Annotated in this window: 24 protein-coding genes and 2 pseudogenes; 13 read left to right on the forward strand and 13 right to left on the reverse strand. The window is 62.7% G+C overall.

Annotation, left to right across the window (positions count from 1 at the left end; all coding sequences use genetic code 11):
* Positions 1–34: 34 nt before the first annotated feature.
* Entirely contained in the window at positions 35–805 is a 771-nt protein-coding gene (locus tag G5S42_RS33045) for a ferredoxin--NADP reductase (RefSeq protein WP_176110992.1), read from the reverse strand.
* 539 nt (positions 806–1,344) lie between these two features.
* Positions 1,345–1,593, reverse strand: a pseudogene (locus G5S42_RS33050) (aminotransferase class V-fold PLP-dependent enzyme); the annotation flags it as partial.
* A 296-nt stretch (positions 1,594–1,889) separates the two neighbouring features.
* Between G5S42_RS33050 and G5S42_RS33055 the strand changes: the two are divergent.
* Genes G5S42_RS33055 through G5S42_RS33070 form a run of 4 tightly spaced genes read left to right on the forward strand, consistent with a single transcriptional unit; the run spans position 1,890 to position 5,733 of the window.
* Entirely contained in the window at positions 1,890–2,735 is an 846-nt protein-coding gene (locus G5S42_RS33055; protein ID WP_176110993.1) for an ABC transporter permease subunit, read from the forward strand.
* On the forward strand, positions 2,725–3,468 hold the full coding sequence (locus G5S42_RS33060) for an ABC transporter ATP-binding protein (RefSeq protein WP_176110994.1): 744 nt from the start codon (positions 2,725–2,727) through the stop codon (positions 3,466–3,468). Before G5S42_RS33055 ends, G5S42_RS33060 begins: the two co-directional genes overlap by 11 nt.
* Before the next feature lie 35 nt (positions 3,469–3,503).
* Positions 3,504–4,508 (forward strand): NrtA/SsuA/CpmA family ABC transporter substrate-binding protein, encoded by a 1,005-nt coding sequence (locus G5S42_RS33065; RefSeq protein WP_176110995.1) that lies wholly within the window; start codon positions 3,504–3,506, stop codon positions 4,506–4,508.
* Positions 4,509–4,518: 10 nt separating this feature from the next.
* Entirely contained in the window at positions 4,519–5,733 is a 1,215-nt protein-coding gene (locus tag G5S42_RS33070; protein ID WP_176110996.1) for an acyl-CoA dehydrogenase family protein, read from the forward strand.
* Between the two features lie 40 nt (positions 5,734–5,773).
* Here the strand turns inward: G5S42_RS33070 and G5S42_RS33075 are convergent, their stop codons facing one another.
* The 11 genes and pseudogenes from G5S42_RS33075 to ahpC form a co-directional block, all read right to left on the reverse strand.
* On the reverse strand, positions 5,774–6,835 hold the full coding sequence (locus tag G5S42_RS33075; RefSeq protein ID WP_176110997.1) for an LLM class flavin-dependent oxidoreductase: 1,062 nt from the start codon (positions 6,833–6,835) through the stop codon (positions 5,774–5,776).
* Between the two features lie 165 nt (positions 6,836–7,000).
* A complete protein-coding gene (locus G5S42_RS33080; protein ID WP_176110998.1) occupies positions 7,001–8,500 on the reverse strand; it encodes an MFS transporter in 1,500 nt (499 codons plus the stop codon).
* A 232-nt stretch (positions 8,501–8,732) separates the two neighbouring features.
* Positions 8,733–8,984 (reverse strand): hypothetical protein, encoded by a 252-nt coding sequence (locus G5S42_RS33085; RefSeq protein WP_176110999.1) that lies wholly within the window; start codon positions 8,982–8,984, stop codon positions 8,733–8,735.
* Positions 8,985–9,083: 99 nt separating this feature from the next.
* Positions 9,084–10,448: an LLM class flavin-dependent oxidoreductase gene (locus G5S42_RS33090; RefSeq protein WP_176111000.1), complete on the reverse strand. Its 1,365-nt coding sequence runs from the start codon at positions 10,446–10,448 to the stop codon at positions 9,084–9,086.
* Positions 10,448–11,695, reverse strand: a complete 1,248-nt coding sequence (locus tag G5S42_RS33095) for an SfnB family sulfur acquisition oxidoreductase (protein WP_176111001.1) — start codon at positions 11,693–11,695, stop codon at positions 10,448–10,450. Before G5S42_RS33095 ends, G5S42_RS33090 begins: the two co-directional genes overlap by 1 nt.
* 3 nt (positions 11,696–11,698) lie before the next feature.
* Complete coding sequence (locus G5S42_RS33100; protein WP_176111002.1) at positions 11,699–12,946, reverse strand: SfnB family sulfur acquisition oxidoreductase; 1,248 nt, start codon at positions 12,944–12,946, stop codon at positions 11,699–11,701.
* Positions 12,947–13,208: 262 nt separating this feature from the next.
* The gene (locus tag G5S42_RS33105) at positions 13,209–13,412 is read right to left on the reverse strand and encodes a cold-shock protein (RefSeq protein ID WP_176111944.1); all 204 of its coding nucleotides are present in this window, start codon (positions 13,410–13,412) and stop codon (positions 13,209–13,211) included.
* A gap of 223 nt (positions 13,413–13,635) precedes the next feature.
* The gene (locus G5S42_RS33110) at positions 13,636–14,019 is read right to left on the reverse strand and encodes a hypothetical protein (RefSeq protein WP_176111003.1); all 384 of its coding nucleotides are present in this window, start codon (positions 14,017–14,019) and stop codon (positions 13,636–13,638) included.
* Between the two features lie 49 nt (positions 14,020–14,068).
* Positions 14,069–14,311, reverse strand: a pseudogene (locus tag G5S42_RS44560) (cysteine synthase A); the annotation flags it as partial.
* Between the two features lie 246 nt (positions 14,312–14,557).
* Positions 14,558–14,899: a hypothetical protein gene (locus G5S42_RS33115; protein ID WP_176111004.1), complete on the reverse strand. Its 342-nt coding sequence runs from the start codon at positions 14,897–14,899 to the stop codon at positions 14,558–14,560.
* 118 nt (positions 14,900–15,017) lie between these two features.
* A complete protein-coding gene (gene ahpC / locus G5S42_RS33120; protein ID WP_176111945.1) occupies positions 15,018–15,581 on the reverse strand; it encodes an alkyl hydroperoxide reductase subunit C in 564 nt (187 codons plus the stop codon).
* Positions 15,582–15,904: 323 nt separating this feature from the next.
* Between ahpC and G5S42_RS33125 the strand changes: the two genes are divergently transcribed.
* Genes G5S42_RS33125 through G5S42_RS33165 form a run of 9 tightly spaced genes read left to right on the forward strand, consistent with a single transcriptional unit; the run spans position 15,905 to position 26,202 of the window.
* Positions 15,905–17,473: an ABC transporter substrate-binding protein gene (locus tag G5S42_RS33125; RefSeq protein ID WP_176111005.1), complete on the forward strand. Its 1,569-nt coding sequence runs from the start codon at positions 15,905–15,907 to the stop codon at positions 17,471–17,473.
* 3 nt (positions 17,474–17,476) lie between these two features.
* A complete protein-coding gene (locus G5S42_RS33130; protein ID WP_176111006.1) occupies positions 17,477–18,397 on the forward strand; it encodes an ABC transporter permease in 921 nt (306 codons plus the stop codon).
* Positions 18,394–19,257, forward strand: a complete 864-nt coding sequence (locus G5S42_RS33135) for an ABC transporter permease (RefSeq protein ID WP_176111007.1) — start codon at positions 18,394–18,396, stop codon at positions 19,255–19,257. Before G5S42_RS33130 ends, G5S42_RS33135 begins: the two co-directional genes overlap by 4 nt.
* Positions 19,254–20,312, forward strand: coding sequence for an ABC transporter ATP-binding protein (locus G5S42_RS33140; protein ID WP_176111008.1), 1,059 nt, complete (start codon positions 19,254–19,256; stop codon positions 20,310–20,312). Before G5S42_RS33135 ends, G5S42_RS33140 begins: the two co-directional genes overlap by 4 nt.
* A complete protein-coding gene (locus G5S42_RS33145) occupies positions 20,309–21,310 on the forward strand; it encodes an oligopeptide/dipeptide ABC transporter ATP-binding protein (RefSeq protein ID WP_176111009.1) in 1,002 nt (333 codons plus the stop codon). Before G5S42_RS33140 ends, G5S42_RS33145 begins: the two co-directional genes overlap by 4 nt.
* A 12-nt stretch (positions 21,311–21,322) precedes the next feature.
* On the forward strand, positions 21,323–22,738 hold the full coding sequence (locus tag G5S42_RS33150; RefSeq protein WP_176111010.1) for an LLM class flavin-dependent oxidoreductase: 1,416 nt from the start codon (positions 21,323–21,325) through the stop codon (positions 22,736–22,738).
* Entirely contained in the window at positions 22,731–23,570 is an 840-nt protein-coding gene (locus tag G5S42_RS33155) for a TauD/TfdA dioxygenase family protein (protein WP_176111011.1), read from the forward strand. Before G5S42_RS33150 ends, G5S42_RS33155 begins: the two co-directional genes overlap by 8 nt.
* Positions 23,567–24,976: an LLM class flavin-dependent oxidoreductase gene (locus tag G5S42_RS33160; RefSeq protein ID WP_176111012.1), complete on the forward strand. Its 1,410-nt coding sequence runs from the start codon at positions 23,567–23,569 to the stop codon at positions 24,974–24,976. The genes G5S42_RS33155 and G5S42_RS33160 overlap by 4 nt, the downstream gene beginning before the upstream one ends.
* A gap of 2 nt (positions 24,977–24,978) precedes the next feature.
* Positions 24,979–26,202, forward strand: a complete 1,224-nt coding sequence (locus G5S42_RS33165) for an acyl-CoA dehydrogenase family protein (protein ID WP_176111013.1) — start codon at positions 24,979–24,981, stop codon at positions 26,200–26,202.

Genomic DNA, 26,202 nt, shown 5'->3' on the forward strand with positions numbered 1-26,202 from the left:
ATGAATGCAATGGACGACCCGACGAGCCAGGTGCCTAGTCCACGAACGCACGTTCGATGACATAGTGTCCCGGCGCATTGCTCTTGCCCTCCACGAGCCCCGCCCGTTTCAGCAATTCGGTCGTATCGGCAAGCATGGCCGTGCTGCCACACAGCATCACCCGGTCGCTTTTAGGCGAAAACGGCGCGACATCCAGGTCGGAAAACAGCTTGCCCGACGCAATCAGGTCGGTGATGCGCCCTTCGTTCTCGAACTCTTCGCGCGTCAGCGTGGGATAGTAGACGAGCTTTTCCTTGATCACGTCGCCGAGGTACTCATGGCCCGGCAGATCGTGTTTGATGTAATCCATATAGGCCAGTTCGCCTTTCAGGCGACAGGTGTGCGTAAGAATCACTCGCTCGAAACGGTCGTAGATGGCCGGATCGCGGATGATCGACATGAACGGCGCGAGACCCGTGCCTGTCGAGAGCATCCAGAGAGTTTTGCCGGGCAGCAGGTTATCCGCGACCAACGTTCCCGTGGGCTTCTTGCCAATCAGGACGCTGTCACCGACGTTCAGATGCTGCAGACGGGACGTGAGCGGACCATGCTGCACCTTGATGCTGAAGAACTCGAGATGCTCCTCGTAGTTCGGGCTCACGATGCTGTAGGCGCGCGCGAGCGGCTTGCCATCGACTTCGAGGCCGACCATCGTGAATTCGCCGTTATTGAAACGCAGACCCGGATCGCGTGAGCACGTAAAGCTGAACAGGGTGTCGGTCCAGTGATGAACCGACTGGACCGTTGCGATGTCGTACTTGCTCATAGTTTGTTAGCCTCGGTATCTCGTCGTCCTTACCAGCCTCGCCCACAATAGCGAAGCCAGAGGAAGGATGCATTATGCAATGCGCGGCTCGCGACGACAGTCCGTGTTGCCGAATGACCGGAACGAAACCGGCCCCTTCACTCAGTTCGCCTTATTTCGCTCGCGCGCCCGGGAATTTGTCGATATACGGCGCGAGCGCTGAACGAAGCGAACCGTCATGCTTGCCGGACAACTCTCTTTCCAGGCACGCAAGAGCAAGCGCGACGATCAGGACGGCGACAAGGGTTCGGCGGCGCGCTCGCACGGCGTCGCCGCCTGGCACGCTCCAGACGCTGCCGGCATCCCTTTCACGTCCGACAGGCCAAGGCATTTTCAGCGCTCCTCGTTCCGTTCGATGTCAGGCTAGGTGTCGTGACCCAGCCCGCCGACTTGCCGACTCTTCTCCCGCGCATGCAGGAGTCTTCAGGCACATAGCCGATGGCTTCATCGCATTGTCATTCGCCCGCCTGGCGCGATGGAACGAATTTGTTCTGATATCCAAAGGAGCGCCGGTGACTGCGCGCCTCTTCGTAGGCATCGGTCGCCCGGCTCGCCAACGTATGCGCGGCCCGGTGGATATTGGGATTCTCGTACGCGTAGAAGCAGGTCAGCCGGTCGGTCACCGCCTGCGGCTTGTGTGTGGTCGCGGCATTGTCGAACCAGATCGGCTGCCTGCCGTTGACCCGCTCGTGCAGGATCGGGAAATCGCGCCGCACGGCGTTCACGTCGAAGCGCGGATGGACGGGCGGCGCGAGCGGCGTCGCACCGTACTGCGCGCCCGATGGAGTGCGCCGCGACCTCACGGGCGCCACATGTCGGCAACTTCGAGCAATGCGCCGGAGCTGGAAAGTAAAGAATAAAAAACTGTTTGTCATCGCACTGGCAGTCGGCCTCTAATTGCAAGCTCGACCTACGAGAGCTATCCCCTTTTTTCAGTAAATGTTCCTTATACGAATCGCAACGCGAAATGAAATCGCCGTCAAGTGGGTTGCCCCGTACTGGCTCCAGTCTGGAGCAATCTTTTTGAATGTTTATGTGGAACAAAATGGCTGACATTACTGATTCTCGCAACAGCCATGTCACTTCGACCCGGTTGTCCGCGGCCGTCTCGAAAGGCACGCTCTACAAGTGGATTTCGTGGATCGTTCCAGCACTGGTGCTGGTGCTCTGGCAAGTTGCGGCGCTCATTGGACTCATCTCGCCTCAGGTTCTTCCAGCCCCGAGCAGCGTCGCGGCAACCGCATTCGATCTGGCCCGCGACGGCGATCTCTTCGTTCACCTCGGTGTTTCGCTGTTGCGTGCCGCGACAGGCTTCGCAATCGGCGGAACGATCGGACTTGCGCTGGGTATTCTGGTCGGCTTTTCACCGCTCGCGCTGGCACTGCTCGATCGTTCAATCCAGATGGTGCGCGCGATTCCATTTCTCGCGATGCTGCCGCTCGTCATCGTCTGGTTCGGTGTCGGCGAGGTGGCGAAAATCTTCCTGGTCGCGCTCGCGGTGCTGTTCCCAATCTATATCAACACCATGCTTGGCATTCGCCAGATCGACCCGAAACTGATGGAGCTCGCGAAGGTCATCGGGCTGGATCGAGTCGCGATTGTGCGACGGATCATTCTGCCTGGCGCGATGCCATCGATCCTGACTGGCGTGCGTTATGCGCTGGCTCATGCGTGGCTCGCGCTCGTCATTGCCGAAACGTTGGCGACGACGAAGGGCATCGGCTTCCTGGCCATGGATGCGCGCGAATTCCTGCAAACCAACGTCATCGTATTGACCATGATCATCTACGCGATCATCGGCGTCGCGGCAGACGCGTCAGTGCGGCTGCTTGAAACGCGCTTCCTCTCATGGCACGCGAATTACGCCAAAAGGAGCCTACATGTCCGTTGATTTCGCGTTGTCCCGCGAGACAGATATCGCGACGCTCACCGCTGAGCGAGTGAACCCGTCGTCTCTCGCAGTATCGGTGCGCGGTCTGCGGCGCCACTATGGCAGCCGGGTCGTGATAGACGCTCTGGATCTCGAGATCCGCGCAGGTGAATTCGTCGCGCTGCTCGGCGAAAGCGGATGTGGAAAGACCACCCTGCTGCGTGCGCTGGCCGGGCTCGATCGGCCCGACGCCGGCCAGATCAGCGCGCCCGAACGCCCTTCCGTCGTTTTTCAGGAGCACAGGCTACTGCCGTGGGCGACGCTGTGGGAGAACGTCGCGCTCGGTCATGAAACGTTGGTCGGTCGTGCCGGGGCGGCGCGTGCGTTAGCCGAAGTCGGGCTTGCCGGTCGGGAAGACGACTGGCCGCGCAACCTGTCCGGGGGACAGGCGCAACGCGTGGCGTTGGCGCGCGGCCTCGTTCGCGATCCTGCATTGCTGCTGCTCGATGAACCGTTTGCGGCGCTCGACGCGCTCACGCGGATCAAGATGCACGGACTCGTCAAGGAACTGGTCGCACGTCATCAGCCCGGCATTCTGCTCGTGACGCATGACGTCGATGAGGCGCTCGCGCTCGCCGACCGGATTCTGGTGATGCGCTCAGGGCGCATCGCTGTTTCCTTCCAACCCAAAAACCATACGCCGCAAGCACTGCGGTCGATCCTGCTCGAAGAGCTCGGCGTTCAGTCTCACTGAACGCTTTTCCGCATGACCTTAAGGACCTGACAAGAATGAACGAGTCTTCGCTGAACCGCCGCCAACTCTTGCGCGCGGCGGGCAGCCTGCTGGCCGGTGCCGCCGTCGGTAGTCTGCTTCCCGCTCGCGCCGCCGAGCCGCGCAAGCTGACACGCAACACCGATACGGTTCGTATCGGCTGGGGATACGGCAGCCTGCCGGACATTGCCAGACAGCGCGGCGTGTTTGCGAAGACCCTCGCTGCAAAGGGCATCAAGGTGGAATGGGTCGGACCGTTCCCGAATCATGCTCCGTCGATCCAGGCAGTCGTCGGTGGCAGCGCGGATTTCGGCTTCTGGGGATCGACGACGCCGGCGCTCGCCGCGATGCTGGCCGGTTCCCCGCTCGTATTCAACGCTTTCGACATCTATTCGCCGCGCTCGACGGCAATCATCGTGAAGAAATCGAGCGGTATCAATTCGGTGGCCGATCTCGCGGGCCGCAAGGTCGCGATCAACCGGTCGGGGTTGGGTGAGTTCCTGCTGATCGCAGCGCTCGAAAAGCATCATGTCGAGCGCAGCAAGGTCGAGTTCGTCTACCCGAATCCGCCCGATGCCGCACCGGCATTTGCGCAAGGCGTGGTCGACGCCTGGTCGATGTGGTCCCCTGGCGTGGACATCGCACGCTACACCAACGATGCCAGGGACATTTTCAACGAAGGACGCGACCTCGATTTCCTGATCGATTACAGTTCCCTCGTGACGCGCCGGAAATTTACCGAAGAGAATTCGGAGCTGATTCGCGCGGTCATCGATGCGTACTACGTCGAAGGTGCGTGGCAGTCGGCGCATCCCGGCGAATCCGAACAGCTCGTGCAGCAGGAAGCCAGATATCCGGATCAGGTGCGTGACTATCTGACGAGCCTCAAACGCGTCAACCAGTTCCACGAACCCGACGACACTGCGTTCATCGCGCAGTTCCAACGCGCCGCCGATTGGCTCGCGGAGCGCAAGATCATCAATTCGCGAATCAAGGTCGCGGATTACAGCGTCAAGGTTTAACGAGAGCCCAATGGGAATTCCACTAGTCTCACCCTTGTCCGCAAAACTTGGCTTTGCCGGGATCATCGCGAATATCGCATCGACCTCGGCAGAGCGGGAACGCAATCATCATCGGCCGCACGAGGAAGTCGCGATACTCAAGAATCTCGGCTTCGGCGCGCTGCGCCTGCCGGCCGATGCGGGTGGGCGTGGACTCTCGCTGAGCGAGCTTTTCGTCGTGGCTCGCGACGTCTCGGCGGCGGATTCGAACATCGCTCACGCTTTTCGCAATCATCTTTGGCAGGTCGAGGCTGCGCTCAGACGACGGGATCACCCGTTCCATGCGCACGTTCTCGATCTGACGAGGGACAAGAAAACCATCGGCCTCGGTTTCACCGAACGCGACGCCATCGCGGCTGGCGCGCGCCCGAGCCGGGTGCTGAGCCGGCTAGAGTGGGACGAAGCGCGGCTCGCCTATATCGGCTCAGGCGAGAAGGTCTACGCAACCGGCAACCTTTATAACGACGCATTCGTTGGCGTTGCGGTGGAAAGCCGCGAGGGCAGGACCGTTCAATACGTGCTCGACCGGGAGCAAGGCGTCAGCACCGATGACGACTGGCAAGGATTCGGTCAGCGCCTGACGGCTTCAGGCACGGCAAAGTTTCACGCGGTGACGGTGCCCGCAGCTCATGTCTACCCGACAGATCCGCCACGAACCGACGAAGCAGCGCCTTGGGGATACACGTTTCATCAGGTCTATCTGACCAACTGCATCGCAGGCATCGTGAGGCGTATTGCGTTGGACGCCGTCGACGTCTTGCGCTCACGCGGGCGTAACTTCTATCACGGCGATGCTGCGCATCCTGCCGGCGAACCTGTGCTGCAAACGCTGCTTGGTCGAATTCGCGCCTACGCAGCCAGCGTCGAGGCAACGGCCGACCGCGCTGTGGCAGCGTTGCAGCTTGCGTGGGATGACTATGGAACGGCCAACGAATATGAAACCACACTGGCCGCGACGCTCTCCGCAGCCGAAGCCAAAGTCGTGATCGACGATCTCGCGCCGCAGATCGCCAGTTGGCTGATCGACCTTGGGTCGGGCTCGGTCGTGTCTCGAGTGGGCGCGCTGGACCGGCATTGGCGCAACATCAAGGTGATTGCTTCGCACAATCCGCGCTTGTACAAGGAACGGCTGCTCGGGCAGAACCTGCTGACCGGACAGCTTCCACCCACCGGCGCGTACTTCTGATCGCGAACGCGCGTGACGCGCGATTCGTGACCAGAATCGCTCAATCCGCAAGGAGCCGGCGAACGCGCGGCACGACCTCTTCAGCAAAGCCGCGCATATCGGCTTCGAACGGCTGGAACTGCAGCATGAAGAGTTCGATGCCCGCCCGGTGGAAGGCGGCGATGCGCTGCGCCACGGTGTCGTAGTCGCCGACGAGCCCCGCTGCCGTGCCGCCATTCGATCCCACGCGCGGCGATTGCGCCAAAGTCTGATGCATCACCGCTTTCGGATCGGTATTGGCCTTCTGGCGCTCGCGCAGGGGCTTGTCAAGCTCGGCCAACGCGAACAGATGCGCGAGATGAGCCTCTGCCTGCGCCCGCGTTTCGCGCGCGATCACAAACGCCGACAAACCGAAACGCAACGCGTGCAGCCCGGCAGGACGCGCGCGAGCGGAGACGTCGGCGATGAGTCGCGCAACGTCGTCGTGCGGCTGACCATTGATGAACCATACGTCGCCGTGTGCCGCCACCAGTTCGCGCGCCGGCTCCGATTCGCCCCCGACATAGATGCGCGGACGCGCACGAAACGGATCGGCGGGATGCAATTGATATCCGTCGATGCGGAAGTTGTCGCCGTGATGATTCACGACTTCGCCTCTCAGCAGTGCGGCAACGACTTCGATCCATTCGCGGCCGTACGCATAGCGCTCGTCGTGTTCAGGAAATCCAATGCCGGCTCGTTCGAGCTCTGGACGATTCCACGCGTTCACCAGGTTGATCGCAAAGCGCCCTTTGCTGATGTGCTCGATCTGCTGAGCCATCTTCGCAAGCACGACGGGGTGATAGAGATAAGGCTTGATCGCAGTGATGATCTCAATGCGCGACGTGAGTGCCGCCAATGCCGCCGATGCGGTCCATGCCTCGAGTTGATCGAGCGAAGGGTCATGCGGATTGATCGTGTGCTGGGCGACGAGTACCGAGTCGAATCCGAGACGCTCGGCCTCGATGACGAGGGCCCTGTTGCGGGCCCACGAGGCGTCGTAGGGTTCCGCTGGATCCTGCAATGCGGCACGGCTGCCGTGCACGAGAGCCCAGACGCCGAAGCGGGGAAGTTTGGCTGACATCGTTTTGATAGGCGGTAAACCCCAGACAGAAAACGTCCATGCTAACCTTGCCCGCGCCAGCCGCTTTCCAATTTCTATCGATAAAGAACTCGCGAAACGGCATTAAGGCTCGCGCGGCGCATGCGCACGGCCACTCGACGGCACCTGCGCCAACGCACCCTGGCTTCAGAGCGCCGGCGAGCGAGGCACCGCCGGTTGCGGACCCTGATAGTCTTCAGCGTCGATGTCGTAACCTGAAGGCTCCCACCGGATCGCGAGCAGCACCAACAGCGAAGTCAGTGGCGCAACCGCGATCACCCAGAATACCTTCGTGCCGAGCGCGGCGGCCAGCACGGGAAACAGAAACAGCGAAATGGTGGACGCCGTGCGCACCAGCGTCTGATTGAAGCCGACGCCGATCCCGCGCAGCGAAGTCGGATAGCTGAGCGACGCATAGGTCATCGAATGCGAACCGGGGCCGAAGCCCTGCCCGAACAGATAGCCCCCCAGCAGCAGGATCGCCACGACCACCAACGCGCCGCCGCTGGGTCGCCCGATTAGCGCGAGTCCGATCAGCGAGGCGAATTGCAGCGAATGCCCGAGCACAGTCAGCTTCCACGCGCCGACCGTTGGCGCGGCGCGCACACCGATCAACCCGCCGACGAACGCGAACAGCAGGTTCAGCGAGAGCGAGGCTATGATTGTCGTGAGGGGACCTTGCGCGAAGAAGCTCGTGATGATCACGGGCAGACCAAAAACGATCGCGTTATAGCCAAACGACGACGCACTGCCGATCACGGCGGCAAGTATCGTGCGCCTGCGGTAAGTCGCATTGAACAGCACGCCGTAGTTTCGCCAGGATGCGGAGCGCGGTCGCGCAACGGACTTACCCGTATGTTCGACGACGGCATCAATCCCGTAAGAGCGCTTCAGGATGCGCGCCGCGCCTTCGAGGTCGCCGTGATTCGCCGCCCAGATTGGCGATTCGCTGATGTAACGGCTGCGCACCAGAATGATGGCGATGGCGGGCACTGCGCCGAATGCGAGTGTGAGGCGCCACAGCCAGCCGAGGTGTTCCTGCGGCAGCATTGCGTAAAGGCCGAGAATCAGCAGATAGCAGGTGCTGGTCGCCGCGTACCACGCCGGGCACCAGGCGGCCACGCTCGCGGCCTTGTTGCCGCGCCCCGCCACTCGCGAAAACTCCGCGAGAAACGCCATCGCGACGGGCAGATCGAGCCCGACGCCGAAGCCCATCAGAAAGCGCGCGCCGCCGAGCACCCATGCGTTGGGGGCGAGACCGGCGGCAATTGCCGCGACCACAAAGAACAGCATGTCGGCCATGAACACGCGATAGCGCCCGATGCGGTCAGTCAGATAGCCGCCGAACAGTGCACCGAGGATCGCGCCGAACGTGATCGCCGACGATACGAATCCCACTTGCACCGGCGCCAGCGCGAACTGCTTCGCGATGTCCTTGATGCCATAGGCAAGCGAGGTCAGATCGTAGGCGTCGAGAAAGACGCCGCCGAGCGCGATCGCGATCACGATGCGTGCATTGCTGCCCTTGGCAGCACCCGCGTTGACGATGCGCGCGACATCCTGCGGCGAACGGATCACAGCGGGACGGGAAATCTCCGGCTGCGCGGACGCGTCAAGCGGAGTGGATGGAATAGCGACGGTAGACATGATGGCTGTTCAACACGTGTCAAAAGTTCCTGCATGCTAGCGACGCGCCTGTCGTCTTCCAAACGACGATTGAATATATGCAAAGCGCGGGATCGAACGATGCCCGTGCGGCAATCCGCGACGCGGCGCCTTCGTCCGTTCCGTGCTTTCGATATGCGCAATCGATGGTGGATTTGCACCTGCGTCGATTTCGCGTGGTCAACGACGTCGATACAGCGTTGCCTGAAAGGCACTACGCGGCCGTCATTGCCTCGGGGAGTCGGATGATCTCGCAAGGCGGCTTCGGCAACGGCTGATGGTCGGCGAATGCGGTCCCGCATCGCACTGCAAAAGCGAGCGCCGACTGCCCATTCGCGAAGTGTCCGAGCTCACCCAGCGTGGTCGCTTCTCCGTCTTCATCCAGAATCGATACACGAGCCACGAACAGACTTCCGCTTCTCACGACCGACGGCTGGACGGCTATCCCGTGGTGGTAAAACAGCATGTCGCCTCCTGTGTTACGGAAACTCACCGCTTCGATGTGTCGTCAATGAACGGATCGTCAGGCACAACGTTGAGCGCGATGGCAACGCTGCGTCTGGATTTATTGCCCACCAAATTTCCGAAAGCTCGAGGCCGTGTGCTGTTCGGGCAATCGATCGTCATGGCCAAACAACTTCCGTCGCAGCGTTCCATCGGCATAAGCGGTCTTGTACAGACCTCGGTTCTGAAGCTCGGGCACGACATGATCGATGAAGTCCTCGTAACTCTCCGGTACAACCGTGCGGCTCAGATTGAAGCCGTCAATACCGGTTTCTTCGACCCAGCCCTGCAGTTCATTCGCGACCTGCGCAGCGCTGCCCACGATGGCCGGATACCGCCCCCCCAGTTCGAACATCTCGAGCAGCTTACGGCGCGTCCAGCCGTGCTGCTTCGCGGTGCGCGTGGCGGACTCGATTGCATTGGTGGGCGCGTAGTCGACAGGCGCGTCGAGATCGTATTGGGCGTAGTCGATGCCCGTACTGGCGGCAAAATGTGCAAGCCCTGCTTCGCGGTTCGCATAACGCAAATAGTCCGCGTATTTCTCGCGTGCTTCGCGCTCGGTTGCGCCCGTTACGACAGCTGCGCCAGCAAAGACCTTGACGTCGTCGGGGCGTCGTCCCGCTTCCACGAGTTGCTCGCGCAGCGTCCTGACGGTTTCGCGCGCAACGGCCCGATTCGGCGGTGAGATGAATACGCATTCCGCGTGACGGGCGGCGAAACGCTGGCCGCGTCCTGAACTACCGGCCTGGAAAAGAACCGGAGTGCGTTGCGGCGACGGCTCCGCGAGGTGATATCCGTCAACGTTGTAATAGCGCCCGGCATGTCGAACCTTGTGGACCTTCGCGGGATCCGCGTACACCCGCCCGGACTTGTCGCGCAGCACTGCGTCGGCTTCCCAGCTTCCTTCCCAGAGCTTGTACAACACGTCGAGATATTCGTCCGCGCGGTCGTAACGCTCGTCGTGCGGCAACTGCCTTTCGAGTCCCATCGCCCGCGCCGCGCTGTCGAGATAGCCGGTCACGATATTCCAGCCGATTCTTCCCTGCGTCAGATGATCGAGCGTCGAGAAACGTCGCGCCAGCAGATACGGCTGCTCGTAAGTCAGGTTGACCGTTACGCCGAAGCCGAGATGCTCGGTGACGGCGGCCATCGCCGAAATGACAAGCGTGGGATCGTTGACGGGAAGCTGTATGGACTCGCGCAGCGTCACGTCGACGTTGTGTTGATAGACGTCGTAGACGCCCACGATGTCGGCCAGAAAAAGTCCGTCGAACAGTCCGCGCTCGAGCGTGCGCGCGAGGTCGGTCCAGTATGGAAGCGTTCGATACTCGAGAGAGCGGTCGCGCGGATGGGTCCACAATCCATGGTTGATATGGCCCACGCAATTCATGTTGAACGCGTTGAGCAGGATCTGCTTTTTTGCCATCACAAGGCTCCGTGCCTCGGCGGCAGTTTGTCGTTGAGATAGAAATTGCCGACGGCGTGATATTTCCATCGCACGGGATCATGCAGCGTGTGCGTGCGCGCATTGCGCCAGAACCGGTCGAGGCTGAGATCGTCGAGCGTCGCGGCGGTGCCGGCGAGTTCGAAAAGGCGCGAGCCCGCGTCCAGCGAGACCGTCGTGGTGAGCGCGCGCGCTTCGGCCACGGCGATCGATGCCTGCGCGACCGAACGCTCGGTGGGCTCGGCCTGGGCCGCATCGACGAAGCGCCCGGCCCGGCGCACCAGCGCTTCCGCCGCGCTCAACCGAACGGCGAGATCACCGAATTGGGTGATGGTCAGCGGATCCTGCGACGCGTGTTCCACCTTCGCGTCGATCCACGGCCGCGAACGCTCCCGTACGAACTGCAAGGCCGCCTGAAGTGCCCCGCGCGCCTGCCCCAGATCAATCGCTGCATGGATGATCTGCGCGAACGGCCCGATTGTAGTGGGGCGTTCGAACGATGCCTGAAACGGCACGATCCACTCCGGCTCGACGCGCACCTGACTGAATTGCACCGAACCACTACCCGTGACGCGTTGCCCGAACCCGTCCCAGTCATCGATCACTTCGACGCCTGGCGCGTTGCGCGGCACGAACACCAGATACGTGACATCACGTCCCTCTTCTTCGCCAATCGCTAGCGTCGGAATCCAGTGCGCGAATAGCGCGCCTGTGCAATAGAACTTGCGGCCATCGATTTGCCAGCTGGTCGCGCTACGCGTGAACCGCGTGCGGCGCTTGAAGTCTTTATGCCCGATCTCCGCGAGCGCGTTGCCGAATCGGTCTCCCGCCAGTACGCGTTCGTAGAAAAAGCGCTGCTGGTCCGGTCTCCCGCCGACACGCAGCACTTCGAGTGCATAGAAATGATTTTGCGGAATCTGGCCCAATGAGCCATCGGCCGCGGCAATGATCGCCGTCACTTCCGCGAGCGTCCTGCTGCCGACGCCTGCGCCGCCATATTGCCGTGGCACGGTGATACCCCACAGACCGCTTGCCACGAACGCGTCGAGCTCGGCCCACGGCAGCCGGCGCTCGCGATCACGCGCCGCCGCTTCGGCTGCGAAGACTTCGGCAAGGCGTTGCGCGGCTTGCAAAGCCTGTGCGTCATCCGCTATCTGTTCGGGCCTTACGCGCGTCGAGTCTCCCAGTACGGGGCGATCGAGCGTGCCATCATCAAGTTCTGTTGCCATCTTTCAGTTCCACGAATGCCGCGCAGGCAGCACATGATTCAGGAGGTAGTTGCCAACCAGGTGCAGCTTCCAGCGCACGGGGTCGTGCAACGTATGGGTACGCGCATTGCGCCAGTGGCGGTCGAGGTTGTGCGCCGCACGCGTGGATGCGGACCCGGCCAGTTCGAAAAGCTTCTCGCTCGCTTCGAGCGCGATGCGCGTGGTTAGCACCTTCGCGTGAGCCACGGCGACAGACGCACGCGCGCTTGCCTCGGCGTCGACTGGCTGCGCGGCGATGACATCGAGCGTGCGGCCTGCCTCCAGAAGCACCTCGCGTGCGGCATGAAGTTCGATTTGCAAACGCCCGACGTCGGCGATGATGTAAGGATCGTCGACGGCGCGCTCGAGCCCTGAATCGATCCACGGCCGCGCGCGTGCTCGCACGAAATCGATTGCATCGGCCACTGCCGCCTCGGCGATTCCCTGGTCGATTGCTGCCTGGATCAGTTGCGAAGTCGGCCCGAACAGCCCCGGACGGTCGCCCAGTTGCCAGATGGGCAACACGTCCTCAGGGTCGACTAAGACTTGATCGAAAATCACGGTTCCGCTCGCGGTCGTGCGTTGCCCAAACGAATTCCAGTCGTCGATGACACTCAGGCCAACGGCATCGCGCGGCACCCATACCTGTACGGCTCTTCCCTCATCGTCGATCGCGCGCGCCGGCACGCGGTGCGCGAACAGCGCGCCCGTGGAGTAGAAGCGTGTGCCGTCGAGCCGCAGGCCGTCCTGCGTCGCGCGCAAGCGCGTCGTGCCTTGCACGATAGTCGCGCTCGATGCGGAGCGGCGCTCAGGGCCCGCATTGCCGAGCCGCAGGCCAGCCAGCACTTCGCCGTAGAAACGCGCCTTCTGAGCCGGCGTGCCGATCTCGCGCAGTACGCCCAGCACGCCAAAATGATTCTGCGGAATCTGACCCAATGCGGGATCGGCTGCGCAAAGAATCACGAACACTTCTGCAAGCGTCGCGAACGAAAGGTCGGCGCCGCCGTATTCGGCCGGCACGGTGATCGCACCAAGTCCACTTTCGGACCAGCGGTCGAGTTCTGCCCACGGCAGGATGCGCTGGCGGTCGCGCTCCGCAGCGACCGCTGCGAAGTCTGCCGCGAGGGTGCGCGCGGCTTCGAGAGCTTCGGTATCTCCCGCGATACGCTTGACGCGCACCGGATCGGGACGGCGCGGCAACTGAGCCGCGGAATTGGATTCGGATGTAGACATGTTGGCTCGAACACAAAAGTGAGGCTCGTCTGCCTGCGACGCTGCTTCGCAAACGAAGGAGCGAACGTCACGCTCTGGCACGGAGCAGACCAATCACGTATTGGATCAGTACCCGCTCGCCACGCCTACTATCGAATCCGGAATTGCTTATGACGATCCGCGATCGCGGTGAGGCTTCACACGGACATGAGGTTCACGACCCAATGACTTGCGGCCGCCAAAGAGGCTTGGGCTTTGATGGCGCCCGATCCCGGGCCGCAGCCTACTGCGGCCTGATCTCGGCCGCCTGCCTGCCTTTGGGTCCCTGCTTGACTTCGAAACTCACCTTCTGATCTTTCTGGAGCGACTTGAAACCCGCCGTTTGTACCTCGGAAAAGTGCGCGAACAAATCTTCACTGCCGTCATCCGGCTTGATGAAGCCATAACCCTTTGCATCGTTGAACCACTTTACGGTGCCAGTTGCCATGAAGATTCCCAGCGGGTCTATGGGCTGGACCGCGGCGTAGGCGTTTCGCCCGCGATGCGCTCCGTTGCTGCCGGGTCCAGCTTGCATCACGTCGCTTGATCGCCGTGACGCATGTCGAACCATACGTCATCCGTGGAGTGCGTTGAACCAACAAATTCTTCGATGTTTAGCAGAGCACGCGTGCTGGCCGGATCGGCCGCGCGTCTGGCCACTCTTGACAGGCTCAGCGCGTGGGTCGGGCTGCGGATTCGGCGGCTTGGAGAAGTTCTTCGCCAAATTCGATCACGTAGGCTTGCGGAGATCCGAGTTCACCGGCTGCACGAATACGTTCGTAGATGAGCAATGCACCGACCAGCTTCGAATTGCATCGTGATCTGAAATCTGCCTGGGCGGCGAGCGTCAGTCCTTCGTATATGGCGAGCACGTCCTGCTGGAAAAGAAGCCGGATAGCGGGTGTATCGGGCCCGCGTGGGTTATTGACCATTAGCCCGGTGAGCGTCCCTTCGCGCGATTCATGTTCGACGATGTGAACGTCCCGATCGAATCGTCCCGCGAGGAAGTGGGCGACCTGCTCCAGAGATTGTCTTTCTATTGCATATGTCGCCATTGCCCTCTCCTGCGAAAGTATGCTGGTTACGAACCGATTCCCTGGGCGCGAAAAGGACCTCATACAGAACGGTGCCCAGATATCGCTCGCCTGAGTCGGGCAGAATGACGACAAGCGTCTTTCCTGCGTTTTCCGGGCGCTTTGCGAGCCGCACGGCCACGGCGACGGCCGCGCCCAATGAAATTCCTGAAAGTATGCCCTCTTCTCGGGCAAGACGTTGTGCGTACAGGATCGACTCTTCATCGGTGACCTGTTCGATGACATCGACGAGCGAGAGATCCAGAACATCGGGTGGGTTCGATGATTTACTTGCCGGGACCGGGCAGACCGCGTGATTTCGCATCCCAGATCATCGCGGCGCCGATGCGGCACTTGACGGAATAGGCTGCCGGCAAAAACACGAACAAACCAAAAAAATGGCCTGGACGATCGGGCCCAGGCCATAAAAAGCTCGCGATTCGCGGGAACGAGCTAGACGTGAAAGCCAAGTGGTTAAATCGGCCTGTAAAAGATATCGGACGCTTGCCTTTACGCGACCTCAGCGGCGCACGAGCATCGCAAGCGAACGATGCGCGTCGAGTTCGCGGTCGTAGCCCATCAGCACGCCATCTATCCGGCGCGTCAAAGACGGAGTGGCTACCGTCGTCACCTCGCAGAGTGCCGTCGACCTGGGCAACGGGGCAGCGCCGGCCAGACAGTAGCCCACATCGCGCCGCGCGCTGGTGCAGGCGCGCACCTTACCCTCGTCAACCAGCGTAGCGAGCGCGGCTTCCACGGCCTTCTCCGATTCACCGAACAGCCGTGCGAAGGTGGCAGCGGTGTAGACGCGGTTATAGCGCATTTTCAGCAGCAGACTTTCGATCAACGGATCCTTGCTCATAGGGTCGCCATGACGGTTTGGAAATCAACGACGCGGTTGACACTTCCGCGTTCAGCGCGGTTTGCGACGAGACTGATTCGACGGGTGGCTCACCCTACCTGCCAACCCAGATCGGCAGTCAGATCTTGCCCACCAGATCAAGCGACGGCGTCAGCGTTTCGGCGCCGGGCGTCCATTTGGCCGGGCAGACTTCGCCTGGATGCGACGCGACATATTGCGCGGCCTGCACCTTGCGCAACAGTTCCTTGGCGTCCCGGCCAATACCGTTGTCGTGCACTTCGTAGAGTTTGATCTGACCTTCGGGGTTGATCACAAACGTGCCGCGCAAGGCAAGCCCCTCTTCCTCGATCAGCACGTCGAAGTTGCGGGCGAGCGTCGCCGTCGGATCGCCAACCAGAGGGTATTGCACCTTGCTGATCGTATCCGACGTATCGTGCCAGGCCTTATGCGTGAAATGCGTGTCCGTCGACACGCCGTAAATTTCGACGCCAAGCTTCTGGAACTCGGCATAGTGATCGGCGAGGTCGCCCAGCTCCGTTGGGCACACGAACGTGAAATCAGCGGGATAGAAGACCACGACGGACCATTTCCCCTTGAAATTTTCTTCGCTGACGGGCACGAATTCACCGCGGTGGTACGCAGTCGACTCGAACGGCTTAACCTGGGTATTGATCAGAGACATAACTTTCCTTGAACGTTTGAGAACCAACTGAAGATGTCGTTGAACGTTATCTGGCTTGCCGAGACAAGAGAAATAATCATTTTGCAAAAGCAAATGCCGATCTGTTCGTCGTTGGATGAACCAAGCTGGGTTCCATGAGCCGTCTCCACCCTCACAAACAATCCGCATGACGTTCACTGAAAAACACCTGAAGCGCGCATTGATATCGATATCTCATTTTCGTCGTTGCCGAATCGGTGTCAGACACGCGATCATCGACCGTTCGCAATCGAGTGCCTGTCACTGCGTCAACGCTATCTCTGCACTATCGTCACCGTCCAATCATGCATAAGATTTCGACCTTCTTTCGCGGACTCGCACTGGCGGCCGCCCTCTCCTGCGCGGTTGTCGCGCCGTCCCACGCAACGAGCGCCGCGCCGGCAGTCGATCGCGATACGGTCGTGATCGGCGTTGAAAAGGAGTTCTACAACCTCGACGGACTCGTAGCCGTGAGCGGTGATTCGCTGCGCTACGGATGGCAGATTTACGACACACTCTACGGTTTTGATATCAAGGGCAATCTCGTCCCGCGTCTTGCGACGAGCCTGACAGTCTCTAGCGACGCTCGGGTGTTCACGTACAAACTCCGCCGCAACGTCAAATTTCACAATGGCGCAACACTGACGTCGCGGGACGTGAAGGCGTCGCTCGATCATATCCTCGACCCACGCAGCAAGAGCACGCGCCGCCCGTTCTTCGCGCCGGTGGTCGAATCGGTGGAAACGCCTGACCCGCTCACTGTCGTATTCAAGTTGAAGGCTCCGGACGGCGCGTTCGCCAACAAGGTCGCTGGCTATCTGTATATCGTGCCGGCCGATTACCTCGCGAGCTTGCCGAATCCGGATGCATTCGCACAAAAGCCTATCTCACTCGGCCCATACAAGTTCAAGTCGCTGTCTCCGGGCGGCAATGAACTCGTGCTGGAACGCTTCGACGACTACTGGGGTGAAAAGCCGCGCGTGAAAACGCTCGTCTTCCGCGCAATCACCGACCCTTCGAGCCGTGTCAACGCGGTGCTGCGCGGCGAGGTGGATCTTTCGGTCGCGCTCCCGTTCTCCGACTACGCGCGCCTCAAGAAAGAAAGCGGACTCGACGTGATCCAGAGCCGTGTGGCCTCGCCGATATATGTCCGCGTCTACACCAATCAAAAGGATTCGCCGCTCGCCAACGTGAAGGTCCGCCAGGCGCTTAGCTATGCGCTGGACACGAACGCCATCATCAAAAGCGTGCTTTACGGCGTGGGCGAGCCACTCGGCACGATGATTTCGAACTACTATCCCTATGGCGCGGATCATTCGATCAAGCCTTATCCGTATGATCCGGCCAAAGCGCGCGCGCTCCTCGCCGAGGCCGGTTATCCGAAGGGCTTCGAAACTACGCTCAACATCCAGGGGGACATGCCGCAAGGCGTGGCCGAGGCAATCGCAGCCTACTGGGGGCAGGTTGGCGTGAAGGTCAAGCTCGATCGCCTGACCTACGCAACGTTCCAGCGCCTGAACAACACGCACGCTTCGGGGCCGCTCGCGCTTAGCCAGTTCACCAATGCGCTCTACGACCCCGTCCATCCGGTCGCCGGTGCGTTCGCGTCAAACGGCAGCTGGTCGGACTATTCGAATCCCAAAGTAGACGCGTTGCTCGTCGACGTCTCGAAGGTCAGCGAGCCGACCCAACGCGGAGAGGTATTTGAGAAAATTGGGCGCGAACTGCACGACGACGCGGCGGCCATCTTCATTTCCGAGTTCACTTACGTCTACGCGAAGAAAAAGACGCTTGAGTGGCTGCCGCAGCAAGGCGGCGGTTTCCTGAATTTCCGCACGATCGCGTGGGCGCCCCACACGGTGGCCGGGAACTGACCCATGCTCGCCTATGTTCTGCGCCGGCTCGGCTCCGCGCTCGCCACCGTGTGGCTGATGTCTGTCGTGATCTTCGTGCTGGTGCGGATGGTGGGTGATCCCGCCTATCTGCTGATGCCGCCCGAAGCCACCGAGGCGGACCGCCAGCTCTTTCGCCAGCAGCTTGGTCTCGCCGATCCGCTCCCCGTGCAATACGCTCACTTTCTGGCTGGCATTGTGCGCGGTGACATGGGCAATTCGTTTCACTTCGGCGTACCGGCGCTCAGTATGGCGCTCGGTCGCCTTGGCGCGAGCCTCGAGCTCGTCGGCATCTCGCTCGCGCTGGCGCTCTTCGTGGGGCTCGCGTTCGGCATCGGCGCGGCTGTCGCACGGGGCTCGTGGGTGGATCGATTCGCGACGTTATTCGCCGTGCTCGGCCAGGCCGGTCCGCCGTTCTTCGTCGCACTGCTGCTGATCCGGCTCTTTTCCGTGCAGTTGGGCTGGCTGCCCACGGGCGGCCACGGCAGCTGGAAACAGCTCGTGCTGCCTGTCGTCTCGCTCGCGTGGTATTCGGCTGCCGGCATCGCGCGCCTCACGCGGGCCAACATGTTGAGCGTGCTCGAGTCGGACTTCATTCGCATGGCCCGGATCAAAGGGTTGCCCGAGCACGTAGTGATCGGTACGCACGCACTGAGAAATGCCGGGTTGCCGATCGTCGCGTACACCGCATCGCAGTTCGGCGTCTTGATCGGCGGTGCCGTATCGATCGAAACGGTGTTCTCGTGGCCCGGCTTCGGCAGTCTCATGGTGGAAGCCATCAGCACGCTCGATTTCACGGTCGTGCAGGCCGCGGTGGTCGTTTCAGTGCTGCTGTTCGCCCTCATCCATCTCTTCGTCGATGTGCTGTGTGCGCTCGTCGATCCACGCATCCGACATCAGGCATGAGTGCGCGACTCCTCTTTGCCGGTATACGCGGAGAACTCGGCCGCGACCTATGGCGGCAGCGCGGCGTCCTCGCCTACGCGGCGGTCTTCGTGTTGCTGGTCGGTGCATCGGCGCTGGCGCCGTGGCTCACGCGCATCGATCCGAACGCGATCGACCTGTCCGCTACTTTCCAGGCGCCCAGCGCCGCGCACTGGTTCGGCACCGACCAGATGGGCCGGGACGTCTTCGTGCGCACGCTCTACGGCGGGCGCCTTTCGCTTCTCATCGCGTTTTGCGCCGTGCTGCTCGCGGGCTTCGCGGGTGCGCTGGCCGGGCTGCTGTCGGCGTACATTGGCGGACGTTTCGACACCGTGCTGATGCGCCTCGTCGACGCGCAGTACGCGTTGCCACCCGTTTTCCTCGCCATGCTGATCGTCGGCATATGCGGGCCGAACGTGGTGAACATCATCATCGTCGTGACGCTCGCGAACTGGGGGCGCTTCGCGCGCATCATTCGCGCCGAGGCTCTCAGCCTGCGCGAGCGCGATTTCGTGCTGCTCGCGAGGCTCGCCGGCGCCTCGCCGCTCTATGTGGCGCTGCGCCACCTGCTGCCCAACGTGCGCAACACGTTCGTGGTGCTGCTCACGCTCGACATCGGTCTCGTGATCTTCATGGAGGCGGCGTTGAGCTTCGTGGGCCTTGGCGTGCAGCCGCCCGACCCGTCATGGGGCGGCATGCTCGCCGAAGGCCGCAATTACCTCGATACCGCCTGGTGGCTGACCGCGCTGCCAGGGCTCGCGCTCATCGCCACCGTGCTGTGTAGCAACCGGATCGGCGATGCGTTGCAGCGCGGCGAGCGTAGCCAAGGGGGCTGGAAATGAACGGCAGGACCGAGGCGGCGCCGGTGCTCGCGGTTGAAGGCCTGATCGCGCAAACCGATTCGCCGCAAGCGCCGGTGCGGCTCGTCGACGGTGTGAGCTTTTCCGTGCGCGCGGGCCGCACGCTGGCCTTGGTCGGCGAATCCGGCTCCGGGAAAAGCGTGACCTGTCTGTCGGTGCTGGGCCTGCCGCCCGCCGGCGTGCGCGTGGCGGGTGGACGCATCCTGCTGCGCGGCAGCGACCTTCGGGACAAAACGCCTGCCGAGCTTCAGGCGCTGCGCGGCCGCGAGATCGGCATGATCCTTCAGGACCCGATGAGCTCGCTCAATCCACTCCTGACGATAGGTCGGCAGCTCACCGAGATGTTCCGCTACCGCGCGAACGTCAAAAGCCATGCCGAATGCGAGGCGCGCGCGGTCGATCTGCTCCGCCGCGTGCGCATTCCGGCGCCGGGGAGCCGCTTGAGGAGCTATCCGCACCAGTTCAGCGGCGGCATGCGCCAGCGCGTGGCCATCGCCATGAATCTCGCGTGCAACCCCGGCCTGCTGATCGCCGACGAACCGACCACGGCTCTCGACATCACCGTGCGGCTCCAGGTCCTCGACCTGCTGCGCGAACTGCAGGCCGAGCGCGGCACCGCGATCGTGCTTGTCACGCACGACCTGCATCTCGTGCGCCGCTATTGCGACGACGTAGCCGTCATGTACGCCGGACGCATTGTCGAGCAGGGACCGGTCGAGGCGGTCTTCGCGCAGCCGCGCCATCCTTATACGATCGGGCTGCTCGGCGCCGTGCCGCGACTGAGGCAGCCGCAGCGGCGGCTCACTGTCATTCCGGGTCAGCCGCCGTTGCCGGGCAGCATCGCACAAGGATGCCTCTTCGCACCGCGCTGCCCGCGAGCCGACGCTGATTGCACGGCGCACTATCCCGCAACGGTCGAGACGCTACCGGGACGCGGCGTGGCCTGCTGGCATCCCGAGCCTGCATTTGCGTCGGCCGCGGCGTCGAACGCGGCTTCGATCCCTCTCGAACAGTTCCCTCTCGCTACAGCATCATGAATACACAGGCATCGCCCGTGGCGGCCATCGAGGTGACCGGGCTCGGACGCGCATTCGCCGTTCGAAGCGGTCTGCTCTCACGCACGAGAGACTTGCAGGCCGTCGTGGACGTCTCTTTCGTACTGCCCAAGGGCGGCACATTCGGGCTAGTCGGCGAGTCCGGTTCCGGCAAGTCGACGCTCGCGAAAATCGTTCTCGGCGCCGAGACCGCGAGCTGCGGCGAAGTCCGCGTCGGCGAAAGGATGTTCGGCAAGGGTGCAAGCGCCGAAGATCTGCGCTGGCGGCAACGTTCGGTGCAGGCCGTACTCCAGGACCCGTCGGCATCGCTCGATCCGCAGATGACGGTCGCGGATATCGTACTCGAACCGTTGCGTATCCAGCGCAGTGGTTTCGCGCGCGCCGCGCTCGAAGGCCGCCTCGACACACTGCTCGCCCAGGCGGGTCTGCCTGCCGGGTTCAAGCACCGACGGCCCGCCGAACTGAGCGGCGGGCAGCGCCAGCGCGTCGCCATCGCGCGCGCGCTCGCTCCCGAGCCGGAGATTCTGGTGCTGGACGAGCCGGTCTCGGCGCTTGACGTTTCGATCCAGGCGCAGGTGCTCAACCTGCTGAAAGATCTGCAGGAGACGCTGGGCCTCAGCTTTTTGCTGATCTCGCACGATCTCGCCGTCGTCGCGTACATGAGCAGCCACATCGGCGTGCTCTACCTCGGGCGTCTCATGGAGCAAGGCACGCGTGATGACATCGTCGAGCGCGCGGCGCATCCGTACACGCACGCGCTGATCGCTGCCTCCGAACCGGACGCGCTGCACGTTCAGGCCGTCGGCGGCGACATGCCTTCGCCACTCTCGCCGCCGTCCGGCTGCGTTTTTCACACGCGCTGCCCGGTTGCGCGCGAAGTGTGCCGCGTGCAGGCGCCGCCTGTGCATCAACTCTCCGCGACGCATCGCGTGACCTGCCACTTCCCGGTTGCGTCGCACCTTCCCATCCTTCCGGCCTAGAGGACGCTTCGCATGAAGGAAATCCGCATCAACGCGTTTCTGGCTTTCGCGCCGACGCACCTCTCGCCCGGTCTGTGGGCGCACCCGCGCGACCGTTCGCTCGACTACAACAGCTTGTCGGTCTGGACCGATCTTGCACGCACCGCCGAGCGCGGCGGCTACGACGCGCTCTTCTTCGCCGACGGCATCAGCCAGTACGACGTCTATGGCGGCTCCAACGCGACCGGCGTGCGGCTCGGCCTGCAGTTTCCTCGCCTCGATCCGCTGCTGCTGATTTCGGCAATGGCGATGGTGACCGAGCATCTGGGCTTCGCGGTCACGAGCAGCGTGAGCTATGAGGCGCCGTTCCTGTTCGCGCGTCGCATGTCGACGCTCGATCATCTAACGCGCGGACGCATTGGCTGGAATATCGTCACGAGCTTCGGCAAGAGCGGCTCGCGCGCGGTCGGCCAGCAAGGCGCGCGACCGCATGACGAGCGCTATGACCTCGCTGACGAGTACATGGAACTCGTCTATCGCCTGTGGGAAGAAAGCTGGGAGCATGGCGCGGCGCTGCGCCAGCGCGAGACTGTGACGTTCGCGGATCCGCAACGCGTGCATGAGATCCGCCACGAAGGCCGTTACTTCTCAATGCAGGGCACGCATTACGCCGAGCCCTCGCCGCAGCGCACCCCGCTGCTCTACCAGGCGGGCACGTCGAATCGCGGCAAGGACTTCGCGGCTCGCCATGCCGAATGCGTGTTTCTCTCCTCGCCCACCGCGCATGTGGTCGCGCGCGACGTCGCCGATGTGCGCCAGCGCACCGCCGCGCTCGGACGCGATCCCGCCTCGGTCCTGTTCTTCTCGCTCGCCACGGTTATCGTCGCGCCGACCTCCGCGCAGGCCCATGCCAAGTGGGACGACATCCAGCGTCATGTGAGTCTGGAAGGCGCGCTTGCGCTGTTCTCACGCTGGAGCGGCATCGATCTTTCGAAATACAGCCCGGACGATCCACTGCGTTACGTCAAGAGCGAAGGCATGCAGTCGGCCATCGAGGCTTTCACGGTGGCCGATCCGGAGCGCGTCTGGACCATTCGCGAGTTGGCGATCTTCAACGCGATTGGCGGCAAGGGGCCCGTGTTCATCGGCTCGCCGGCAGAGGTGGCAGACGCGCTCGAAAACTGGAAAGCGCAAACGGGCGTGGACGGCTTCAATCTGAGCCATGCGTTGCTGCCCGGCACGCATGAGGATTTCGTCGATCTCGTGGTGCCGGAACTGCGCCGGCGTGGCGTCTATAAGGAGGCGTACCGGCCCGGCACCCTGCGCGAAAAACTTTACGGCGACGGCGCCGCGCTCATCGCGCCTCCGCATCCCGCAGCGCTTCATCGCGCAGCCCATTCACGCGACGCCCAGGCGGGCCCGCAAATCGAGACCGCACCCCATGTCTGAAACCGACCAACCGTCCATCGCCGTGCAGCCGCTCACGCGCCATATCGGTGCGCTGATCGACGGCATCGACCTGACCCGTCCGCTTGGCGCGACGCAAGTGGCCGAACTGCGCCGGGCGCTGCTTGCCCACCAGGTCATCTTTTTTCGCAATCAGCCGATCAGTCTCGATCAGCATCTCGCGCTCGGCCGCCATTTCGGATCCCTGCACGTGCATCCGAACAGTCCCGGCCCCGAGGGCTATCCGGAGATTCTCCAGATTCACGCGGACGAGAATACGCGCCGCATAGCTGGCGACCGCTGGCATTCGGACGTGTCGTGCGATGTGGAACCGCCCATGGGCAGCATCCTCCATCTGCACACGCTTCCGTCACACGGGGGCGACACGCTCTTTTCGAGCGCCTATGCGGTGTACGAATCGCTCTCGCCGGGATTTCGGCGCTATCTGGAAGGGCTGAGCGCCACGCACGACGGCGAGCCGACCTACCGGCAGCGCAACCGTCTGCGCGGCATCGACGATACCGGCCGGCGCTTCCCGAAAGCTTCGCATCCGGTCGTGCGCACGCATCCCGAGACCGGCCGCAAAGGGGTCTTCGTCAACGCGAACTTCACGACGCATATCGACAACGTGCCGGCCGCCGAAAGCGAAGGCATCCTGCGCCTGCTCTTCGAGCGCTTCGCCGCGCCCGAATATCAGGTGCGCTGGCGCTGGGAACCGCATTCGATCGCCTTCTGGGACAACCGCGCGTGCCAGCATCTGGCCGTGTGGGACTACTACCCCGAGGTGCGCTCCGGATACCGCGTGACGATCAGCGGAGACAAGCCCTACCTATGAGTTGCGCAGACCATCACCACAAGAAGCAAATACGCATCAACGCGTTCGCGCTGCACAGCCCCGTGCATCATTCGCCGGGCATGTGGCGGCATCCGCGCGACCGCTCACTGCACTACAACACACTCGACTACTGGGTCGACCTCGCGAAGACACTGGAACGCGGCCTCGTCGATTCGCTTTTCATGGCCGACAGCATCGGCGTGAACGACGTATATGGCGGCAGCGTCGACACCGCTCTGCGGCACGGCGCGCAGGTGCCCAAGCAGGATCCGGTCATGTCGCTTTCGGCGATTGCTTACGTCACGCGCGATCTCGGTCTGTGCGTCACCAGCAACGCCAATCACGAGCCGCCTTATGTTTTCGCGCGACGCATGTCGACGCTCGATCATCTGACGCGCGGACGGATCGGCTGGAACATCGTCACCGGTTTCGCGCAAAGCAGCGTGAAGGTGCTCGGCAAGAACGGGATCGCCTCGCGCGACGAACGCTACGACATCGCCGACGAATACATGGACGTCGTCTACAAGCTCTGGGAAAGTAGCTGGGAAGATGACGCGCCGGTGCGCGACACGGCCACAGGCGTTTTTGTCGATCCGTCCAAGGTGCATCGCGTCGATCATGAGGGCCGCTATTTCAAGGTTCACGGCATCCATATGACCGAGCCTTCGCCACAGCGAACACCGGTGCTGTTCCAGGCGGGGTCGTCGGCGCGCGGTCAGCGCTTTGCCGGGCGGCACGCCGAGGGCATTTATCTCAGCGGGCCAAGCAAGAAAGTACTGACACCCGTCGTAAGCGCCACGCGCGCCGAGGCCGTGAAGGCAGGACGCGCGGCACACGACCTCAGGTTCTACACGATGGCGACCATCATCACGGGCCGTACCTCGCGCGAGGCACGCGACAAGTACGAGGACTACCGTCGCTTCGTGACACCCGAAGCAGCGCTCGCGATGTTTTCGGGATGGACCGGCATCGACTTCTCGAGCTGGGACCCGGACGAGCCGATCCGCTACATGCAGCTCGATGCGGGCACGTCCTCGGCGCTCGAGGGTTTCACGCGCCTCGATCCGGAGCGCGTCTGGACCGTGCGCGAGCTTGCGTTGCACAACGCGATCGGCGGGCGCGGGCCTGTCTTCATCGGCGCACCTGGCGAAGTGGCCGATGCGCTCGAAGAATGGGTGGACGAAACCGGCATCGACGGCTTCAACCTGAGCTATACCGTCACGCCCGAGGCGTACGAAGATTTCGCAGATCTCATCGTACCCGAGCTGCAGGAGCGCGGACGCTACAAGACGCGCTACGAGCCCGGCACGCTGCGCGAAAAGCTCGGCGGCGACAGCAGCCGGCTCAACGACCGACACCCAGGCGCCGCCTTCCGCCGTGCGCCGTACTCCCTTCAGGAACGCTGACCATGAGTAGCACCACCCTGCACGCATCTGCCTCCACCAGCCGTCTGCGCGACGCACTCGCTGCGCTACCCGCGCTGGCCGAGGAAATCGGCGTCGACGCGGCTCAACGCGAAGTCCGCCGTGAGCTCCCGTTCGCGGCCTTCGATGCATTCCGTCGCTCCGGCCTCGGTTCCCTGCGCATTCCCGCGGAGCGCGGCGGGCTCGGCGGCTCGCTCGAAGACGCAATCCACGTGGTCACGACACTGGCCGCCGCAGAATCGAACGTCGCGCATGCGCTGCGCGTGCATTTCGACGTGGTCGAGTCGATGCGGCTCGCACCGCACACGCCGTTCCACGACCGCCAGATCCGCCGGATCGTCGAAGGTGCGCTGTATGGTGGCGCGTCGGGCGAACAGGGCACCGCGCGCGCGGGCCAGATCGAGACCGTCCTGCGCCGCAAGGGCGATCACTTCCGCGTGTCGGGCAAAAAGTACTACACGACCGGCACTGCCTACGCCGACTTCGTACGGACCAATCTGGTGGACGAGCGCGGCAACGGCGTCACCGCGATCATCCCGGTGCGCTCCGAGGGATTGGCCGTGCTCGACGACTGGGACGGCATGGGTCAGCGCATGACGGCGAGCGGCAGCGTGGTGTTCGAAGACGTGCGGGTCGAGCCCGCCGAAGTCGTCGAGAAGGGCTATCCGTCGCTGATCGGCCGGCATGGCGGCGCTTATCGTCAGCTGCATCTCGTGGCGGTGGCGGCGGGGATCGTCCGCAATATTGTCGCCGATGCCCGTGCATACGTGACGGCGCATGGTCGCCCGGTCTTGCACACGACTGCGCCCAGTGCTCGCGAGGACGTATTCATCCAGCAGGTGGTGGGCGAACTTTCCGCACTGAGCCACAGCATCGACGCGCTCGTTCGCGACAACGCGCGCACGCTCGGGCGGTCATCCGATGCGATCCTGCACGCCGATCCGGCTGCGGACGAACTCGTTCTGGAAAGCGCGCTCGCAACCGCGCGTACCCAGATCGTGGTCGGGCGACTCGCACTCCAGGCGGGAGAGCGACTCTTCGATGCAGGCGGCGCTTCGGCCACCTCGCGGAAATACAATTTCGACCGGCACTGGCGCAATCTGCGCACGATCTTCAGCCACAATCCGCTCAGCCACAAGGCGAAGGTGATTGGCGACTATGTGCTGAACGGCGTCAAAACGCACCTTGTCGAAGGACGGACGTTCTAG

The organism is Paraburkholderia youngii (assembly GCF_013366925.1).
Taxonomy (GTDB): domain Bacteria; phylum Pseudomonadota; class Gammaproteobacteria; order Burkholderiales; family Burkholderiaceae; genus Paraburkholderia; species Paraburkholderia youngii.

Excerpts from the sequence above, each read along its gene's own strand:
- G5S42_RS33045 (WP_176110992.1), bottom strand. The coding sequence starts at position 805 with ATGAGCAAGTACGACATCGCAACGGTCCAGTCGGTTCATCACTGGACC.
- G5S42_RS33055 (WP_176110993.1), top strand. The coding sequence starts at position 1,890 with ATGGCTGACATTACTGATTCTCGCAACAGCCATGTCACTTCGACCCGG.
- G5S42_RS33060 (WP_176110994.1), top strand. The coding sequence starts at position 2,725 with ATGTCCGTTGATTTCGCGTTGTCCCGCGAGACAGATATCGCGACGCTC.
- G5S42_RS33065 (WP_176110995.1), top strand. The coding sequence starts at position 3,504 with ATGAACGAGTCTTCGCTGAACCGCCGCCAACTCTTGCGCGCGGCGGGC.
- G5S42_RS33070 (WP_176110996.1), top strand. The coding sequence starts at position 4,519 with ATGGGAATTCCACTAGTCTCACCCTTGTCCGCAAAACTTGGCTTTGCC.
- G5S42_RS33075 (WP_176110997.1), bottom strand. The coding sequence starts at position 6,835 with ATGTCAGCCAAACTTCCCCGCTTCGGCGTCTGGGCTCTCGTGCACGGC.
- G5S42_RS33080 (WP_176110998.1), bottom strand. The coding sequence starts at position 8,500 with ATGTCTACCGTCGCTATTCCATCCACTCCGCTTGACGCGTCCGCGCAG.
- G5S42_RS33085 (WP_176110999.1), bottom strand. The coding sequence starts at position 8,984 with ATGCTGTTTTACCACCACGGGATAGCCGTCCAGCCGTCGGTCGTGAGA.
- G5S42_RS33090 (WP_176111000.1), bottom strand. The coding sequence starts at position 10,448 with ATGGCAAAAAAGCAGATCCTGCTCAACGCGTTCAACATGAATTGCGTG.
- G5S42_RS33095 (WP_176111001.1), bottom strand. The coding sequence starts at position 11,695 with ATGGCAACAGAACTTGATGATGGCACGCTCGATCGCCCCGTACTGGGA.
- G5S42_RS33100 (WP_176111002.1), bottom strand. The coding sequence starts at position 12,946 with ATGTCTACATCCGAATCCAATTCCGCGGCTCAGTTGCCGCGCCGTCCC.
- G5S42_RS33105 (WP_176111944.1), bottom strand. The coding sequence starts at position 13,412 with ATGGCAACTGGCACCGTAAAGTGGTTCAACGATGCAAAGGGTTATGGC.
- G5S42_RS33110 (WP_176111003.1), bottom strand. The coding sequence starts at position 14,019 with ATGGCGACATATGCAATAGAAAGACAATCTCTGGAGCAGGTCGCCCAC.
- G5S42_RS33115 (WP_176111004.1), bottom strand. The coding sequence starts at position 14,899 with ATGAGCAAGGATCCGTTGATCGAAAGTCTGCTGCTGAAAATGCGCTAT.
- ahpC (WP_176111945.1), bottom strand. The coding sequence starts at position 15,581 with ATGTCTCTGATCAATACCCAGGTTAAGCCGTTCGAGTCGACTGCGTAC.
- G5S42_RS33125 (WP_176111005.1), top strand. The coding sequence starts at position 15,905 with ATGCATAAGATTTCGACCTTCTTTCGCGGACTCGCACTGGCGGCCGCC.
- G5S42_RS33130 (WP_176111006.1), top strand. The coding sequence starts at position 17,477 with ATGCTCGCCTATGTTCTGCGCCGGCTCGGCTCCGCGCTCGCCACCGTG.
- G5S42_RS33135 (WP_176111007.1), top strand. The coding sequence starts at position 18,394 with ATGAGTGCGCGACTCCTCTTTGCCGGTATACGCGGAGAACTCGGCCGC.
- G5S42_RS33140 (WP_176111008.1), top strand. The coding sequence starts at position 19,254 with ATGAACGGCAGGACCGAGGCGGCGCCGGTGCTCGCGGTTGAAGGCCTG.
- G5S42_RS33145 (WP_176111009.1), top strand. The coding sequence starts at position 20,309 with ATGAATACACAGGCATCGCCCGTGGCGGCCATCGAGGTGACCGGGCTC.
- G5S42_RS33150 (WP_176111010.1), top strand. The coding sequence starts at position 21,323 with ATGAAGGAAATCCGCATCAACGCGTTTCTGGCTTTCGCGCCGACGCAC.
- G5S42_RS33155 (WP_176111011.1), top strand. The coding sequence starts at position 22,731 with ATGTCTGAAACCGACCAACCGTCCATCGCCGTGCAGCCGCTCACGCGC.
- G5S42_RS33160 (WP_176111012.1), top strand. The coding sequence starts at position 23,567 with ATGAGTTGCGCAGACCATCACCACAAGAAGCAAATACGCATCAACGCG.
- G5S42_RS33165 (WP_176111013.1), top strand. The coding sequence starts at position 24,979 with ATGAGTAGCACCACCCTGCACGCATCTGCCTCCACCAGCCGTCTGCGC.